The organism is Roseateles sp. GW835-FHT13E02, from assembly GCF_058794035.1.
Window position 1 is genome coordinate 156,675 of the sequence record NZ_JBXAGJ010000004.1, and the last position, 16,850, is coordinate 173,524.

16 protein-coding genes are annotated in these 16,850 nt (G+C 66.8%); 7 read left to right on the forward strand and 9 right to left on the reverse strand.

Annotation, left to right across the window (positions count from 1 at the left end; translation table 11 throughout):
* Window positions 1-277: 277 nt before the first annotated feature.
* From AC1Q6P_RS05610 to AC1Q6P_RS05640, 7 genes are all read right to left on the reverse strand, one after another.
* Window positions 278-1,459, reverse strand: coding sequence for an acetyl-CoA C-acyltransferase (locus AC1Q6P_RS05610; protein WP_492664443.1), 1,182 nt, complete (start codon window positions 1,457-1,459; stop codon window positions 278-280).
* 76 nt (window positions 1,460-1,535) lie between these two features.
* Window positions 1,536-3,347 carry a bifunctional isocitrate dehydrogenase kinase/phosphatase gene (gene aceK, locus AC1Q6P_RS05615; RefSeq protein ID WP_492664442.1) on the reverse strand — a complete coding sequence of 604 codons (1,812 nt, stop codon included), beginning with the start codon at window positions 3,345-3,347 and terminating at the stop codon, window positions 1,536-1,538.
* 70 nt (window positions 3,348-3,417) lie between these two features.
* Entirely contained in the window at window positions 3,418-4,098 is a 681-nt protein-coding gene (can, locus tag AC1Q6P_RS05620) for a carbonate dehydratase (RefSeq protein WP_102768138.1), read from the reverse strand.
* The gene (locus AC1Q6P_RS05625; RefSeq protein ID WP_492664441.1) at window positions 4,095-4,688 is read right to left on the reverse strand and encodes a GNAT family N-acetyltransferase; all 594 of its coding nucleotides are present in this window, start codon (window positions 4,686-4,688) and stop codon (window positions 4,095-4,097) included. The genes can and AC1Q6P_RS05625 overlap by 4 nt, the downstream gene beginning before the upstream one ends.
* On the reverse strand, window positions 4,685-5,611 hold the full coding sequence (locus tag AC1Q6P_RS05630) for a pyridoxal-phosphate dependent enzyme (RefSeq protein WP_492664440.1): 927 nt from the start codon (window positions 5,609-5,611) through the stop codon (window positions 4,685-4,687). Before AC1Q6P_RS05630 ends, AC1Q6P_RS05625 begins: the two co-directional genes overlap by 4 nt.
* Window positions 5,611-6,789, reverse strand: a complete 1,179-nt coding sequence (locus AC1Q6P_RS05635) for an isovaleryl-CoA dehydrogenase (RefSeq protein WP_492664439.1) — start codon at window positions 6,787-6,789, stop codon at window positions 5,611-5,613. The genes AC1Q6P_RS05630 and AC1Q6P_RS05635 overlap by 1 nt, the downstream gene beginning before the upstream one ends.
* Before the next feature lie 177 nt (window positions 6,790-6,966).
* Entirely contained in the window at window positions 6,967-7,872 is a 906-nt protein-coding gene (locus tag AC1Q6P_RS05640; RefSeq protein ID WP_171827414.1) for a LysR family transcriptional regulator, read from the reverse strand.
* Between the two features lie 127 nt (window positions 7,873-7,999).
* Between AC1Q6P_RS05640 and AC1Q6P_RS05645 the strand changes: the two genes are divergently transcribed.
* The 6 genes from AC1Q6P_RS05645 to AC1Q6P_RS05670 all read left to right on the forward strand — a co-directional run bounded on the left by AC1Q6P_RS05645 (window position 8,000) and on the right by AC1Q6P_RS05670 (window position 11,620).
* Window positions 8,000-8,350 (forward strand): HPF/RaiA family ribosome-associated protein, encoded by a 351-nt coding sequence (locus AC1Q6P_RS05645; RefSeq protein WP_492664438.1) that lies wholly within the window; start codon window positions 8,000-8,002, stop codon window positions 8,348-8,350.
* Window positions 8,351-8,436: 86 nt separating this feature from the next.
* Complete coding sequence (locus tag AC1Q6P_RS05650; protein WP_102768144.1) at window positions 8,437-8,859, forward strand: TerB family tellurite resistance protein; 423 nt, start codon at window positions 8,437-8,439, stop codon at window positions 8,857-8,859.
* Between the two features lie 151 nt (window positions 8,860-9,010).
* Window positions 9,011-9,727 (forward strand): Bax inhibitor-1/YccA family protein, encoded by a 717-nt coding sequence (locus tag AC1Q6P_RS05655; protein WP_492664437.1) that lies wholly within the window; start codon window positions 9,011-9,013, stop codon window positions 9,725-9,727.
* A gap of 73 nt (window positions 9,728-9,800) precedes the next feature.
* On the forward strand, window positions 9,801-9,956 hold the full coding sequence (locus tag AC1Q6P_RS05660) for a hypothetical protein (RefSeq protein WP_171827411.1): 156 nt from the start codon (window positions 9,801-9,803) through the stop codon (window positions 9,954-9,956).
* The gene (locus tag AC1Q6P_RS05665) at window positions 9,953-10,603 is read left to right on the forward strand and encodes an exopolysaccharide biosynthesis protein (protein ID WP_171827410.1); all 651 of its coding nucleotides are present in this window, start codon (window positions 9,953-9,955) and stop codon (window positions 10,601-10,603) included. The genes AC1Q6P_RS05660 and AC1Q6P_RS05665 overlap by 4 nt, the downstream gene beginning before the upstream one ends.
* Window positions 10,604-10,657: 54 nt before the next feature.
* A complete protein-coding gene (locus tag AC1Q6P_RS05670; protein WP_492664436.1) occupies window positions 10,658-11,620 on the forward strand; it encodes a sodium-dependent bicarbonate transport family permease in 963 nt (320 codons plus the stop codon).
* A 6-nt stretch (window positions 11,621-11,626) separates the two neighbouring features.
* Here AC1Q6P_RS05670 and AC1Q6P_RS05675 read toward each other — a convergent pair whose 3' ends face one another.
* Window positions 11,627-12,109, reverse strand: coding sequence for a cyanophycin metabolism-associated DUF1854 family protein (locus tag AC1Q6P_RS05675; protein WP_102768148.1), 483 nt, complete (start codon window positions 12,107-12,109; stop codon window positions 11,627-11,629).
* A gap of 3 nt (window positions 12,110-12,112) precedes the next feature.
* Complete coding sequence (locus AC1Q6P_RS05680) at window positions 12,113-14,401, reverse strand: cyanophycin metabolism-associated ABC transporter (RefSeq protein ID WP_165794584.1); 2,289 nt, start codon at window positions 14,399-14,401, stop codon at window positions 12,113-12,115.
* 237 nt (window positions 14,402-14,638) lie between these two features.
* Between AC1Q6P_RS05680 and AC1Q6P_RS05685 the strand changes: the two genes are divergently transcribed.
* The gene (locus AC1Q6P_RS05685; protein ID WP_492664435.1) at window positions 14,639-16,834 is read left to right on the forward strand and encodes a cyanophycin synthetase; all 2,196 of its coding nucleotides are present in this window, start codon (window positions 14,639-14,641) and stop codon (window positions 16,832-16,834) included.
* Window positions 16,835-16,850 lie beyond the last annotated feature (16 nt).

Here is a 16,850-nt window from a genome sequence, read left to right on the forward strand (position 1 = left end):
GCGATATGCGCACGATATTCATATCTGGTTAACCCCAGATGTCAGCGGCGGAAGGCCTGTGGTATTTGCCGATGAGCTTGCGCGTCAGGCTGCGAGGCAAAGGGCTACGCGCGAGCTGAGGCGCTCCAATCGATGCGATGGAGGGGCCGCGCACACCAGCGCGCGCAGCAAAGAAAAAAGCCAGCGGCCTCCCGGCCACTGGCTTTTATTTACCGCTGATTTTCTGGGTTACCGCAGATCAGCTCAACAAGGCAGGCTCAGCCGCCTGCCCCGAGGTTCACAGGATCTCGACGCCCACGGCCGTTGCTTCGCCGCCGCCGATGCACAGGGCGGCCACGCCGCGCTTCAGGCCGCGGTGCTTGAGCGCGCCGATCAGGGTGACCAGGATGCGGGCGCCCGAGGCGCCGATCGGGTGGCCCAGGGCAACCGCGCCGCCGTTGACGTTGACGATCTCGTGCGGCAGCTTGAACTCAGTCATGGCCGCCATGGTGACGGCGGCAAAGGCTTCGTTGACTTCCCAGAGGTCGACGCTCTTGGCATCCCAGCCGTTCTTGTCCAGCAGCTTCTGGATGGCGCCGACCGGGGCGGTGGTGAACCACTCGGGGGCGTTGGCATGCACGGCAGTGCCGACGATGCGGGCGATGGGGGCCAGGCCCAGCTTGGCGGCCGTGCTTTCACGCATCAGCACCAGGGCGGCGGCGCCATCGGAGATGGAGCTGGAGGTGGCGGCGGTGATGGTGCCGTCTTTCACGAACGCGGGCTTGAGGCCGGCGATCTTGTCCAGCTTGGCCTTGAAGGGCTGCTCGTCGCGGCTGATGACGGTGTCACCGGCACGGCCGGAGATGGTGACAGGCGCCATTTCCCAAGCAAAGCTGCCGTCTTCATTGGCGCGCTTGGCGCGCTCGGTCGAGGCCACGGCGAAGGCGTCTTGCGCCTCGCGGGTGAAGCCGTATTTGCTGACGCAGGTTTCGGCGAACACGCCCATGGCCTTGCCGCGCTGGTAGGCGTCTTCCAGGCCGTCCAGGGCCATGTGGTCGTACATGGCAGTGGCGCCGTACTTCACGCCCTTGCGCGCGAACATCAGGTGCGGCGCGTTGGTCATGGATTCCATGCCGCCGGCGATCAGGATGTCGGCGCTTTCGGCCTTCAGCGTGTCATGGGCAAACATGGTGGCGCGCATGCCGGCGCCGCACATCTTGCTCAGCGTGACCGCGCCGACCGACTGCGGCAGGCCGGCCTTGAGCACGGCCTGGCGGGCGGGGGCCTGGCCCTGGCCGGCCATCAGGCAGTTGCCGATGAAGGCTTCCTGGATGGCATCACCCGGCACACCGGCGCGCTCGACGGCGGCCTTGATGGCCACGGCCGCCAGCTCCCAGGCTTGCAGGCCGGCGAAATCACCGAGCAGGCCGCCGATGGGCGTGCGGGCGGCGGAAACGATAACGATGGATTCAGTGGACATGAGAGGCTCCTTGGGGAGTTCAACAACAACAAACAAAAAAGAACGGGGACAGCGAGAGAAAACGGGCGCGAGCGCTTCAGTGCAGCGCCGCCGGGGTGGGTGGGGGCTGCTGCAGAAAACGCCGCTGCGGGTCGTAGGGAAAGACGTCGTGCACATGGCCGTCCAGCGTGCGCTGCAGGTGGCGCTGCCAGAACGCGGGGTCGAGCAGATCGGCGTGGTGGCGCATGAAGACCTCACGCACGCCGGGGTGGCCCAGCAGGAAGGGGCCGAAGGTCTCGGGGAAGACATCGCGCGGGCCGACGGCATACCAGACCTCGCCGGACAGCTCCTCTTCCTCGTTGCGCGGCGCGGGCACGTGGCGGAACTTGCAGTCCGTCATGTACTCGATCTCGTCGTAGTCGTAGAACACCACCTTGCCGTGGCGGGTGACGCCGAAGTTCTTCCACAGCATGTCGCCGGGGAAGATGTTGGCGGCCAGCAGGTCCTTGATGGCATTGCCGTACTCGATCACCGCATGCTCCAGCTGCGCGGGTGTGGCCTCTTGCAGGTAGATGTTGAGCGGCACCATGCGGCGCTCGATGTAGACATGGCGCAGCACCAGATGCTCGCCGCCTTGCTTGTCGCCCGGCTTGCCCTCCCTATCCTCTTCGAGCAAGCTGGGGCAGAAATGGCGCAGCTCGGCCAGCAGCTCCTCGTCAAAACGATGGCGTGGCAATGCGACGTTAGAAAACTCCAGCGTGTCGGCCATGCGGCCGACGCGGTCGTGCTGCTTGACCAGCAGGTACTTGCTCTGGATCAGCTCCCGGGTGGTGTTTTCCTTCTGCGGCGGATAGAAGTCCTTGATCAACTTGAAGACGAAGGGGTAACTCGGCAGATCGAACACCAGCATGACCATGCCCTTGATGCCGGGGGCGATGCGGAACTTGTCGCTGGAATGGCGCAGATGGGCGAGCAGGTCGCGGTAGAACAGGTTCTTGCCATGCTTTTGCAGGCCGATGGCGCTGTAAAGCTCGGCGCGCGGCTTGCGCGGCATCAGCGAACGCAGGAACTGCACGCAGGCGCTGGGAACGGCCATGTCCACCATGAAATAAGCGCGGGCGAAGCTGAACAGCATCAGGAGATCGTCTTCGCCGAACAGGGCGGCGTCGATGCGCAGCAGGCCCGATCGCTCAGCATGAAGGATGGGCAGGGCAAACGGCGTCTCGGTGAAGCCGTTGATGATCTTTCCGACTAGGTAGGCGCCCTTGTTGCGATAGAACAGGCTGGACAGCACCTGGATCTGGAAGTTGGCGCGCCAGCGGAAATCACCGAGCTGGCGCTGCACCGCCTGCAGCACCAGGTCGACATCGCGGCCCAGGTCTTCGAACTCGACCTCGAGCTGGAAATTGGTCAGCACCCGGCACCAGGTGTCGCGCAGGTTCTGCGGCGTCGGGTAGTAGGCGCGGTAGGTCGCGCGGGCGGCGGGCTCCTCGTTCTCGATGTACTCGGTGGACACGGCCGGGCGGACGAAGAGAAAGGAATTGTGGAAGTAGCCGCGATGCAGGATGCGGGTGCAGACGGAATTGAAAAAGGTCTCGGCCAGCTCGGGCTGCAGGTGGTCGATCAGCAGGCCGATGAAGTGCAGCTTGACCTGCTGCCAGACATCCATGGCCAGCTGGCTGGCCTGGAAGCGCGCTTCCAGCAGGGCCACGGTTTCGTCCACCCGCTGCTCGTAGAACTCGATGCGCAGGGCCTGCGCGCGCTGCTGGCCCTGCCAGTCGGCCCGCTCGAAGCGCTGCTTGGCGGCGGCGCTGGTGGCGCTGAAGAGCTGGTAATGGCGGTCAAAACCGCCCAGCAAGGTCTGCGCGATCTCGAAGGCCCGGGCGTCGGTCAGCTTCTGCGGAAACATGGACGGGCGCGCCGGGCTGGGACGAGAGAATCCAAAAGACCTTGGCGATGCAGCAGGCCGCCGCGGCGACTCAGGCCGCAGGCTGGAGGCGCGCGGCCTCGTAGCGTTGCTTGACGGCCGCCAGCGCGCGCTGGAAGGCGGGCGCCACCTGATCGGCCGAGGCGGCCGTGATGCGCAGATCCTCCAGCAAGCCGTTGTGCAGGCCGTAGACCCAGCCGTGCACGACGATCTCCTGGCCGCGCGCCCAGGCGTCTTGCACCACCGTGGTCTGGCAAGCATTGCGGGCCTGCTCCAGCACATTGAGCTCGCACAGAGCGTTGACGCGCTGCTCGACGGCAATGCTCTCCAGCCACTCGCTGTGGTGGTTGCGCACATCCTGCACATGGCGCAGCCAGTTGTCGACCAGGCCGGTGCGCGCATCCAGCAGCGCGGCCTTCACGCCGCCGCAGTTGGAATGGCCAACCACGATGATGTGCTTGACCTTGAGGGCATCCACCGCGAACTGCATGACCGAGAGGCAGTTCAGGTCCGAGTGCACGACGACGTTGGCGACATTGCGGTGCACGAACAACTCGCCCGGCAGCAGATTGACCAGCTCATTGGCCGGGACCCGGCTGTCGGCACAGCCGATCCACAGGTATTGCGGCGTCTGCTGCTTGAGCAGGCGCGAGAAGAATCCCGGCTCACGGGTTTCCGTGTCAGCCGCCCATTGCTTGTTGCTGTCCAGCAGTTCTTGAAGTTCAGTGCTCATGGCGTGATTGTCAGGGGATCGAATGACGTCGGCCTTGCAGGCGAGCGATAGCTCGCCCAGACCACACGGTCGATCAACTGCCCCGCTTTGAAGGCGCTCTGCGGCCAGCAGGCTTCGAGTGCGTAGCCGGCGCTGCGAGCCACCGCCTGCGAACCCTCGTTCCAGGCAAAGATGGGGGCGTAGATCCGGCTCAGCTCAGCACGCTCGGCCCAGGCCCAGGCGGTGACCAGGCGCAAGGCCTCGGTCGTGATGCCGCGCCTCCAAAAAGGCTGACCGATCCAGTAACCGACCTCGGCATTGCAGCGCAGCCAACCGCTCTCAGGCCGCAAACCGATGCAGCCGATGACGGCGCCTTCATGTTCAATGCCCCAGACCCAGCCGCCCTGGCGCCAAGCACCGGAGCACCAGGCCTCTGCGTCGGCCAGGGTGTAGGGATGAGGGAAGCCTTCCAGCAGATTGCGCCAGACGGCCAGGTTGTCGGCCTGCTCGCGCAAGTCCGGTGCATCATCGGGCCGCAGCCCGCGCAGGCGCACGCGAGTCCCTTGCAAGCAGGGGATGGGCGGCGTCTCGAGACCTTGCTCAAGACTCATGCGCAAGCTCCCCAGGCCGTCAGCTGCGCAACCGAAACCGCAACACCGCCACAAACCTCCACCAGCGGCCGCTGGAAGCGCGCAAACACCTCGGGATGGGCGCTCAGCGCGGCCAGGGCGGCACCGCAAGCGGGCTCGACCATCACACGCATGGCATCGGCAAAACGGGCGCAGGCGGCAGTGGCCTGGGCGTCGCTGACGGTCAGGCTGATCGTTGGGTGAACCTGGGCCAGGCGCAAGGCCTCATCGGCCACACGGCGCGCACCCAGCGAGGTGGCGATGGACGTGATGGCCGGCAGGGTGACGGCCCGGCTGGCCTGCAGGCTTTGGCTGAAGCTGTCGGCACCGAGGGTCTCCACCGCAATCACCGGCACCTGGTGCAGGCCGTGGCGCTGCAAGCCCTGGACGATGCCGCTGTACAAACCACCGCCGCCGACGGCGGTGACCACCGCATCGAAATCCAGGCCTTGATCCCGCACCTCGTCGATCAGGCTGGCATGTCCCTCGAACAGCAGGGGGTGGTCGAAAGGATGAACGTAGGCGGCGCCGCGCTCCTCGGCCAGGGCGGTGGCAAAGCGGTGCGCCTCGTCCCAGACGGCGCCGTGGCGCAGCACCTGGGCACCGCGGGCGGCGATCATCTCGGCCACGGCGGCGCTGCTGGTTTCCGGCAGCACGATGGTGACGGGCAGGCCCAGCGCTCGCGCCGCGTAGACCGCCGCCAAACCCGCGTTGCCGCCCGAGGCGCAGACGATCTCACGCGCGCCGTTCTGCGCCGCCTGCTGCACCAGCCGCCCCACGCCGCGCAGCTTGAAGCTGCCGCTGGGCTGCAGCGCGTCCATCTTGAGCCAGACCTCGGCCTGAGAGAACAAGCCCGGCGCCGCCCGCAGCAGCGGGGTGTTCAGGTGCAGCGCGTCCAGACGCATCACATGGTCTCTGCGAAGAGTTCACGACCGATCAGCATGCGGCGGATTTCCGAGGTGCCGGCGCCGATCTCATACAGCTTGGCATCGCGCCAGAGGCGACCCAGCGGGTACTCGTTGATGTAGCCATTGCCGCCGAAGATCTGCACGCCTTCACCGGCCATCCAGGTGGCTTTCTCGGCAGTCCACAGAATCACCGAGGCGCAGTCCTTGCGGACCTGGCGCACATGCTCAGCGCCCAGCAGGTCGAGATTCTTCGCCACGGTGTAGGCAAACGAGCGGCCCGCCTGCAGCACGGTGTACATGTCCGCGACCTTGCCCTGGATCAGCTGGAATTCGCCAATGCTTTGGCCGAACTGCTTGCGGTCGTGGATGTAGGGGATCACGTTGTCCATCACGCTTTGCATGATGCCCAGCGGGCCGCCGGTCAGCACGGCGCGCTCGTAGTCCAGGCCCGACATCAGCACCCTGGCGCCACCGTTGACGGCGCCCAGCACGTTTTCGGCTGGCACTTCCACGTTCTGGAACACCAGCTCGCCCGTGTGGCTGCCGCGCATGCCCAGCTTGTCGAGTTTTTGCGCGATGCTGAAACCGGGCATGCCTTTTTCGATCAGGAAGGCGGTGACGCCGCGCGCGCCCAGCTCAGGCTCGCTCTTGGCGTAGACGACCAGGGTGTCGGCATCGGGGCCGTTGGTGATCCACATCTTGCTGCCGTTGAGCAGGTAGTAGCCGCCCTTGTCTTCGGCCTTGAGCTTCATGCTCAGCACGTCGGAACCGGCACCGGGCTCGCTCATGGCGAGTGCCCCCACATGCTCACCCGTGATCAGCTTGGGCAGGTACTTGGCTTTTTGGGCTTCGTTGCCGTTGCGCTTGATCTGGTTCACGCACAGATTGCTGTGCGCGCCGTAAGAGAGGCCCACCGAGGCGCTGGCGCGGCTGATTTCTTCCATGGCGATCATGTGGGCCAGATAGCCCATGTTCGCGCCGCCGTACTCTTCGCCGACGGTGATGCCCAGCACGCCCAGATCACCCATCTTGCGCCACAAGTCCATGGGGAACTGGTCGCTGTGATCGATCTCGGCGGCACGCGGCGCGATCTCGGCCTGCGCAAAGTCACGCACGGCGTCACGCAGCGCGTCAATGTCTTCACCAAGTTGGAAATTCAGGCCGGGCAAATTCATGGGTGTCTCCAGGATCTCTCGATGGGGTCAGAGTCATTTTTGCTTGGCCCAGCCTGCACTCGAAAGCGCCTGACCGGACGGCAGCCGGCCATGGTAAGCCGGGCCCCGAACTGGCACCAGCGCCAGCTCGGACATCGCTTGATTGACGTTTACGTAAACGTTAACCGTATGCAGATTCTAGTCGCCGGAAGGCTTGGCCGGTGCGCGGCTGGGCAGCAGTTTTTGCACCAGGGGGTGGCTGACCTTTTTGTCGGCGGCGATGGCGAAAAACTGCTCCTCCACCCCCTCGCAAGGGCCAACGCGGCGCAGCTCGTAGCGGGCGGTCAGCTTCTCGTGCATCAGCTCGGCGGCCGGGAACACGCCCAGGCCACCGGCGCCAAAGGTGGCCAGCAAGGCGCTGTCTTCAAACTCCCCGGCGATGCGCGGGCGCAGGCCGTGGCGTTCGAACCATTGGTCGATGCGCGGCCGCACCGCCGCATGGTGAATCGGCAGCAGCACCGGCACCTGCGACAGCGAGGCCGGAAAGTTGGCCGAGGCCTGCTCGAACCAGACCTCGGGCGCATACCAGGCCAGGGGCGAGGCGCCGAGTGAATGGCTGTAGACCTTGAGGCTGGGGTTGGGCGGCGCCGGTCGATCGGCCAGCACCACATCGAGGCGGTGCAGGGCCAGATCGCTGAGCAGGCCCTCGAACTGATCCTCGTGGCAGTAGAGGCGCAGATTGGGCGCGCTGGTCACCGGCATCAGGAGGCGGCGCACGGCCAGCTTGGGCAGACCGTCCGAAATGCCCACGGCCAGCCGGAGCACCGGCGCGCTGGCGGCATCGCGCACCACGTCTTCCAGCTGCTCCCCGAGCTGAAAGATGGCATCGGCCTGGCGCAGTGCCGCCTGACCGGCTTCGGTCAGCGCCACGCCGCGGCCGGCCGGTTTGAGCAAGGCGTGGCCGAGGCTGCGCTCCAACTCACGCACCTGGCTGCTGACCGTCTGCACGGCCATGCCCAGGCGCTCGGCGCCGCGCGACATGCCGCCCTCTTTGGCCACCACCCAGAAGTAGTACAGATGCTTGTAGCTGAAACCAAGACTCATGGGCGCGCTCCGACAGGCATGCGATCACTTCTGTTTTTTGTGAACAACTCTGCCGCATTGTCTGCTTTTTAAGAAAACACGCGAGCCCTAGTCTGCGAGCTCCTTGTCCCCAAACCGGAGGTCTGCCATGCAAGTGAACTTTGAATCCCGAGATCCCGAGGGCGCGCAACTGCGCGAACTGGTCATCGAGCGCCTGCGTTTCGCCTTGCGCCGGGTGGATCTGCATCCGGCCAGCGCGCACATCCGCCTGAGCGACACCAACGGCCCGCGCGGCGGCGTTGACAAACGCTGCACCCTGTCCTTGAACGCGCAGGGCGCCGGGCATCTGGTGATCCACGCCAGCGCCAGCTCCTGGCGGGCCAGCTTCGAGCTGGCCCTGGCCCGGCTGGCCCGCAACCTGGTGCGCGCCTGGCAGCGCCAGCGCAGCCACCCGCGCAGCAACGGCAAGCGCCACATGCCCGCACCGTCGGCGGATTGAACGCGCCCCGGGCCACGGCCTGCCGCCCGTCGAAGCCTCACGCTCTCCCAGCCCCTCACACACAAGCCTCTCAAGGAGCCCTCACCATGCGCAGCTACCCCCGCAACAGCCCCGAAGCAGCCGCCCGCATCCTGTCGCTGGCGGCCTTGTCAGACGGCCACCTCTCACGCGTCGAGATCGACACCATCGCCGGCATCGGCGCTTGCGAGCAGCTCGGGTTGAGCCGGGAGCGCTTGGAGGAGGTGCTGCACGGCTTCTGCGAAGACCTCCTGGAGGCGGAGCGCATGAGCTGGGCCGAAGTCTGCCGGCTCGATGCCAAGACCCTTGAGCAACTGATGGCGGAGGTCGACGACCCCGCACTGCGACGCAAGCTGCTCGATCTGTGCGTGGCCGTGGTCGAGGCCGATCAGCTGATCGCCGACGGAGAGGCTCTGGTGCTGCTGGCGGCGGCAGAACACTGGGGCCTGCATGAGCATCCCTTGCCGCTCGAGCGTGAGGCCGCGCACTGACGCTACCGAACCCAGGTTCAAGCTCGGCCCATAGCTCACGTTTACTTCGTTTTTTTCTGAACAATCCTATTGAATCCTCTTCTTTTTAAAGATGGATTCTTTGCCTAAGCTCAGGGCTCCTACACCACTGCCTGTCTTCAGGAGGTACGCCATGGAAACCACCCACACCCCCTCGTCCACCGCGCTGCGCGAGCTGCCCCTCGTGGCGCAGGGCGCCGGCGCTGCCGACGCGCGCGGTCTGGAGGCCGCGCGCACCAAGGTGCTGCGCAACACCTACGCTTTGCTGGCCATGACGCTGCTGTTCAGCGCCGGCGTGGCCGCCACCAGCGCCAGCCTGCAGCTGCCCGGCCCGGGCCTGCTGCTCAGCCTTGGCCTGAGCTTCGGCCTGCTGTTTGCAGTGCACAAGCTGCAGAACAGCGCCTGGGCGTTGCTGGCGGTGTTCGCCTTGACCGGCTTCCTCGGCTACTCGCTCGGCCCGGTGCTGAACCGCACCCTGGCGCTGGAGGGCGGCGGGCAGATCGTCGCCCTGGCCCTGACCAGCACCGGCGCCAGCTTCCTGGCCGTCTCGGCCTGGGTGCTGGGCAGCAAGCGCGACCTGTCCTTCATGGGCGGCTTTTTGATGGCCGGCATGGTCGTGGCCTTGCTGGCCGGCCTGGCGGCCGTGTTCTTCGAGCTGCCGGCGCTGAGCCTGGCCGTGTCAGGCATGGTCGCACTGCTGTCCATCGGCCTGCTGATGTTCGAGACCAGCCGCATCGTCAACGGCGGCGAGACCAATTACGTGCTGGCCACGGTCAGCCTCTTCGTCTCGCTGTTCAACCTCTTCAGCGCGCTGCTGAGCCTGTTCGGCTTCGGCAGCTCGCAAGAGTGAGGCCCAACGCGCCAGCAGCCAAGCGCAGCCGCTCCGCCCCTTTCACCTTGATTTGTACTGAGAGACCCAAGACATGACTGAGATCGCCATCGGCATCGCCCTGCTGGCCAGCGCCGTGCTCTACGCCGCCGCCCACGAGTACTTCGCGGACAACAGGCGCGATGCCAAGCTGCTGGCCGGCTTGGGTGGCGGCGGCGCGCTGGCCGGCCTGAGTCTGGCCTTGCTGTGAGCGCACCGCCCTGGCGCACGGCGATGCGCCTGCGGCGTGCCGCAGCCCGGGTGCCCAGCGCGGGCTTGTCCCTGCAGGAGCTGGCAGCCCTGCAGGGCTCTGCCGCTCAAGGGTCCCTGCTCTTGCTGCTGGCTGCGCCCTGTTTGTTGCCGGTTCCCGGCGTGGGCACGGTGCTGGGCCTGGGCTTGCTGACCCTGGCCACCCTGCTTTGGCGCGGCGAGTCGGCCTCGCTGACCCTGCCGGCACGCGTGGCTGTTCTCAATTTGCCGCAGCGCTGGGCCGCCCGCGTGCTGCAACTGCTGTCGCGCTGCCATGGCGCTGCCCAAGGCTTGCTGCGCGAACGCCTGTCTCGGTTCACCCCCGCCTGCCATGAGCCGGCGCCCCGATGGCTGGCCGCCAAGGTCGGCCTGATGGCGCTGCTGATCGTTTTGCCCATTCCTTTCGGCAATGTGCTGCCGGCCCTGGCCTTGATGCTGGCGGGCCTGGCCCTGGCCGCACGCGACGGGCTGGTGCTGTTGCTCGCGCTGTTGATGGCCGGGCTGGCCACCGCCTTTGGCCTGGCCGTGACAGTGATGGGCTGGATCTGGGGCAGCCAGGCCTTGGGCTGGGTCTGGCAATACCTGCCGGGACCCTGGTCCGGCGGGTGATCCGAGTTCACCCCTATTTTTCAAAGCAACAACAGCAAAGAGTAGCCCCCACGCATGCAGAGCTTCCTCGACCCCGCCATCCTGTTTTTCGTCTTCGGGCTGTTCGCCGGCGCGATCAAGTCCAACCTCGAAATCCCGCCGCAGATCTCGCGTTTTCTGTCGCTCTATCTGCTGATGGCCCTGGGGCTCAAAGGAGGTTTTGCGCTGGCCAGATCGGGCCTGACGCCAGAGGTCAGCATCAGCCTGGGCCTGGCCCTGCTGCTGGCGGTGCTGGTGCCGGCCATGGGTTATCTGCTGCTGCGCCGCTGGCTTTCGGGTTTTGATGCTGCGGCGATTGCGGCGACCTACGGCTCGGTCAGCGCGGTCACCTTCATCACTGCCGTCCAGCATCTGGACAGCCAGGGCATCGCCTTTGGCGGGCATATGGCCGCGGCCATGGCGCTGATGGAGTCGCCCGCCATCATCATGGCCGTGCTGCTGGCCAATCTGGTCAGGCGCAAACAGGGGGCCGGCGCGAGCTCGCCCGGGCCGCTGTCCAAGGTGCTGCACGAGGCCCTGACCGACGGTGCCCAGCTGCTGCTGATCGGCGCCATGCTGGTGGGCCTGATGACCGGTGCGGCCGGCGAGGCAGCCATGAAGCCCTTTGCCGGTGACCTGTTCAAGGGCATGCTGTCCTTCTTCTTGCTGGACATGGGCTTGCTGGCCGCTCGCCATATGGGCGGCCTGCGCCAGCAGCCGCCGCTGCTGATCGTCTACGCTCTCGGTGCGCCGCTGGTGCATGCCGGCATCGCCCTGGGCCTGAGCGCTCTGTGCGGCCTCAGCGCCGGCAACGCCGGCCTGCTGATGGTGCTGGCAGCCAGCGCGTCCTACATCGCCGTCCCGGCGGTGCTGCGCCATGCCATCCCCGAGGCCAACCCGGGCCTCTACTTCGGCATGTCGCTGGGGCTGACGTTTCCCTTCAACATCCTGTTCGGCATTCCGCTCTACACAGGCCTGGCCCAATATCTGCTGGGTTGAAGGCGATCACAGGAATCGCTCGAGCAGCTTGCGCGAGTGACGGTCCAGGGCGAAACGGTCCTGGACCAGGAACTGCAGGCCGTGACTGCTGGCGATCAGCAGGCGACCTTCGCCGAGACGGCGGATTTCCTCTTCGGTGCGCAGGATGAAGCTGGCCTCGCCGCGGTCGGTTTCTACCGTCCACTGGCTGGGCGTGGAGAAGGTGGATACGCTCTTCAAACGGAGCACACGCGGCATGAAGTCGCGGCTGGTCAGCTCGGCTTCGAGCAACTCGCGCTCGGCGGGCGGCAAGGCCGAAAGTCGGGCGATCCAGGCGAGCTCGTGGCCATCCCCGCCCACCAGGGACAGGCCCTCGTCGGGCGCCGAGATCGGGTGCGCACGCACCGGCACCACGCCCTCGTGCACCGTGCCTGCGGCATCGGTCAGGATCAGGCGGCCGAAACTGTCGCGTTCGAGTTTCTGAAAAGTCTTGTCGAGGCTGCTGCTCATGGCTCAGGCTCCTGCAGTGTGGGCGGACAGATTGGGCGGGATCACCGACATCTCGTCGGCCCCATCCACACGGCGCGCCTGCGCCTCGTACAGCCGCCAGTAGGCGCCCTTCTTCTCCATCAGCTCGTCGTGCGGGCCGACCTCCACCACCTGGCCGCGGTCCATCACCACCAGGCGGTCGGCCTTGCGCAGGGTGGACAGGCGGTGAGCGATGGCAATCGTGGTGCGGCCTTGCACCAGGTTATCCAGGGCCTTCTGGATTTCCTTCTCGGTCTCGGTGTCCACCGAGGAGGTGGCTTCGTCCAGGATCAGGATGCGGGGGTCGATCAGCAGGGCGCGGGCGATCGAGATGCGCTGACGTTCGCCACCACTCAAGCCCTGACCCCGCTCGCCGACCAGAGAGTCATAACCCTGGGGCAGGCGCAGGATGAATTCATGCGCATGGGCGGCGCGGGCGGCGGCGACGATCTCTTCACGCGTCGCGTCGGGCTTGCCGTAGGCGATGTTCTCGGCAATGGTGCCGAAGAACAGGAAGGGCTCCTGCAGCACCAGGCCGATGTGGCGGCGGAAATCGGCCACGGCGATGCGGCGCAGGTCGACGCCATCGACGCGGATGCCGCCTTCGGTCACGTCGTAGAAGCGGCAAATCAGGTTGACCAGGGTGCTCTTGCCCGAGCCCGAATGGCCGACCAGGCCGATCATTTCTCCCGGCTTGATCTCCAGGCTCAGGCCTCGGATGACGGCGCGGTTGCCGTAGCGGAAGCCGATGTCCTGGATCTGGATCGCGCCCGTCACCCGCTGCAGCGGCACCGGATTGGCCGGATCCGGCACATTCGACTGGTGGTCCAGGATGTCAAAGATGCGCTTGGCGCCGGCCGCCGCTTTCTGCGTCACCGAGACGATGCGACTCATGGAGTCCATGCGGCCGTAGAAGCGGCCGATATAGGCCAGGAAGGAGGTCAGCACACCAACGGTGATGCTGCCTCCGGCCACCAGGTAAATGCCGAAGGCCCAGACCACCAGCAAGCCCATTTCGGTCAGCAGGGACACCGTGGGGCCGAACAGGCTCCAGGTCTTGTTGAGCCGGTCATTGACCTTGAGGTTGTTCTGGTTGGCCTCCTTGAAGCGGGCGGCCTCGCGCTTTTCCTGGGCAAAGGCCTTGACCACGCGGATGCCAGGGATGGTGTCGGCCAGCACGCTGGTGACTTCGCCCCAGACCCGGTCGATCTTCTCGAAGCCCGTGCGCAGGCGGTCGCGCACCAGGTGGATCATCCAGGCGATGAAGGGCAAGGGCAGCAAGGTCGCCACCGCCAGCGCCGGGCTGATGGACACCATCATCACCGTGATCATCACCAGCATCAGCACGTCGGTGATGAAGTCCAGCGCGTGCAGGGACAGGAAGACGCTGATGCGGTCGGTTTCAGAGCCGATGCGGCTCATCAGGTCGCCGGTGCGCTTGTTGCCGAAGTACTCGAGCGACAGGCTCAGCAGATGCTCAAACGTGGCGGTGCGCAGATCGGCAGCGATGCGCTCGGAGACCAGGGCCAGGATGTAGGTCTTGGCCCAGCCCAGCAGCCAGGACACCAGGCCGGCGCCGAACAGGCCGCTCAGGTAGAAAGCCACCAGCCAGGGGTCGATCTTGTGGCCTTGCTGGAAGGGGATCAGCACCTCGTCCATCAGCGGCTGGTACAGATACGGGCCTACCAGGGTGGCGGCCGTGGAACCCAGCATCAGCAGGAAACCCGCCAGCAGCTGGCCCTGATAAGGCTTGGCGAAGCGGCTCAGGCGCAAGAGCACCCAGGTGCTGGGCGGCGTGTGCAGCTCGCGGGCGCAGGTGGGGCATTCTTCGCTCTCGGGCGGCAGCGGCGCCTGGCAGCTGGGGCAGAACTCCAGCTCCTCGACCTCGGTCTTGGGCGGCTCGTCGCGCTTCTCAAACGCCTCCTGCCAGCGCTGTGCCTGCAGATTGATCTGCAGGGTGAAGCGCCACTGGGCCAGCCGGCCGCTGGCGTCCACCAGATCCAGGCTGCCGACACCGGCATGGTCGTGGATGCGCATGGCCAGATCGGGGCGCAGCGCCCACTCCGCCCAGCTCCGCTGCGCCGGGTCGTAAGCCAGCAGCCGCTCGGACGTCAGGACCAGCAGGCCGCGCGCAAAGTGCATGCGGGCGTCCAGGTCAACCTCCAGCTGGGCTTTGACGTTCTCTCCGGGACGCAGTCGCGCGAGCATGGCGGCCCACTCCGGGTGCTGCAGCGCGGGCTGAGAAGAGGAATCGGGGTGAGCGTGATCGTGCATTGTTGTTGGAGCCCGGGGCTGTGCCCGGGGAAAATGCGGAAGAAGCCCCGGGCCAAAGCTGGATTCTCTCTCACTCAAGCAGCCAGACCGAGGCCGCACCCGGGCGTTGCCCCGAGGAAACGCGCCAGCCCCGCTTCCGGCTGACCGCCGCCCGCTGAGCGCACAATTGCGGCCTGCCGCACACTGCTGCATATCTGCCCCGACAAAAGCATTCGGCCCTGACCCGGCCCGCCATCCATGAGCAAGACCCGCAAAGACGACATCCAGCTGCTGCGCATCAACTACCTGCGTGGCCCGAATATGTGGACCTACCGCCCGGTGCTGGAAGTCTGGCTCGATCTGGGTGAGCTGGAGGAGTTCCCCAGCAATCTGCTGGAGGGCTTCACCCCGCGCCTGACGGCCGCCTTGCCGGCCCTGGTCGAGCACCACTGCGGCGTGGGCGAGCGCGGCGGCTTCTTGCAACGCCTGGAAGAAGGCACCTGGTGCGGCCACATCCTGGAGCACATCGTCATCGAGCTGCTCAATCTGGCCGGCATGCCCACCGGGTTTGGCCAGACCCGCTCGACCAGCCAGCGCGGCGTCTACCGCATGGTGTTCCGCGCCCGGGACGAGAAAGTCGCCCGCAGCGCCCTGGCCGAAGGCCATGCCCTGCTGATGGCCACCATCAACGACGAGCCCTTCGACGTCAACGCCGCCGTCGCGCGCATCCGTGACGAGCTGGATGACTCCTACCTCGGCCCCTCGACGGCCGCCATCGTCGCCGCCGCCACCGACCGCCGCATCCCGCACATCCGCCTGAACGAAGGCAATCTGGTGCAGCTGGGCCACGGCGCCCGCCAGCGCCGCATCTGGACGGCCGAGACCGACATGACCAGCGCGATCGCCGAAGGCATCGCCAGTGACAAGGACCTGACCAAGAACCTGCTCAAGGCCGTGGGCGTGCCCGTGCCCGAGGGCCAGGCGGTCAAGACGCCGGCCGAGGCCTGGGAAGTGGCCCAGGACCTGGGCCTGCCCGTGGTCGTCAAGCCCAGCGACGGCAACCATGGCCGCGGCGTGACCCTGGACCTGCAGACCCAAGCCGATGTCGAAGCCGCCTTCAAGGTGGCCGACGAAGAAGGCTCCGAGGTGCTGGTCGAGCGCTACATCCGCGGCAACGAGCACCGCATCCTGGTCGTCGGCGGCCGGGTGGTGGCCGCCGCGCGCGGTGAGGCCGCCTGGATCACCGGCGACGGCCAGCAAACCGTGCGCCAGCTGGTCGACAGCCAGATCAACACCGACCCGCGCCGCGGCCTCACCGAAGACTTCCCGCTCAACCGCATCACCCTGGGCGAAGACCCGGTGGTGATTCTCGATCTGCAAAGGCAAGGTCTGACCCCCGAGTCGGTGCCGGCCGCCGGCCGCCAGGTGCTGATCCAGCGCAACGGCAATGTCGCCATCGACTGCACGGCCGAGGTCCACCCCGATGTGGCCCATGCCGTGGCCCTGGCCGCCCGCGTGGTCGGCCTGGACATCGCCGGCGTCGACCTGGTCAGCGAAGACATCTCCAAGCCCATGGCCGAGACCGGCGGCGCCATCGTCGAGGTCAATGCCGGCCCGGGCTTGCTGATGCACCTGAAGCCGGCTGCGGGCAGCCCGCAGCCGGTCGGCCAGGCCATCATCGACCACCTGTTCGCCGAAGACGAAACCGGCCGCATCCCGGTGGTCGGCGTGGCCGGCTCGCGCGGCACCCACACCATCAGCCGCCTGGTCGCCTGGCTGCTGCACCTGAACGGCCGCCATGTCGGCCTGGCCTGCCGCGACGGCCTGTTCCTGGGCACGCGCCGGGTCGAGCGCCGCCCCTCCAACCGCTGGGACGCGGCCCACCGCCTGCTGATGAACCGCGGCGTTGACGCCGTGGTGATCGAGAACAGCGCCGCCAATGTGCTGCGCGACGGCCTGGCCTACGACCGCTGCCAGGTCGGCGTGGTCACCGATATGGGCGGCATCGAAGGCCTGGCCGAGTTCGATGTGCACAGCGAAGACCAGCTCTACAAGGTGCTGCGCACCCAGGTGGACGTGGTGCTGTCGGAAGGCGCCGCGGTGCTCAATGCCGATGTCGCCCGCCTGCTGGACATGGCCGAGCTCAGCGACGGCGAGGTCGTGCTCTACGCCCTGGACGGCGCGGCCGAGAGCCTGAAGGCCCACCGCGAGCAAGGCGGCCGTGCCGTCTTCCTGCAAGGTGGCGCCGCGGTGCTGGCCCAAGGCCACTCGGAAACCGTGGGCGCCAATGTCGACGCCCTGCTGCGCCGCTTTGCCGCCAGCCCGGCCGGCGCCGGCGCCGAGGTCGATGCCGCCACCGTGCTGGCCGCCGTGGCCACGGCCTGGGCGCTGGGCATCCCGCCCGAGCTGATTTCGGCTGGCCTCGACACCTTTGTTCTCGAACTGCAGGCCTGACCTCGGCCTGCGCGAC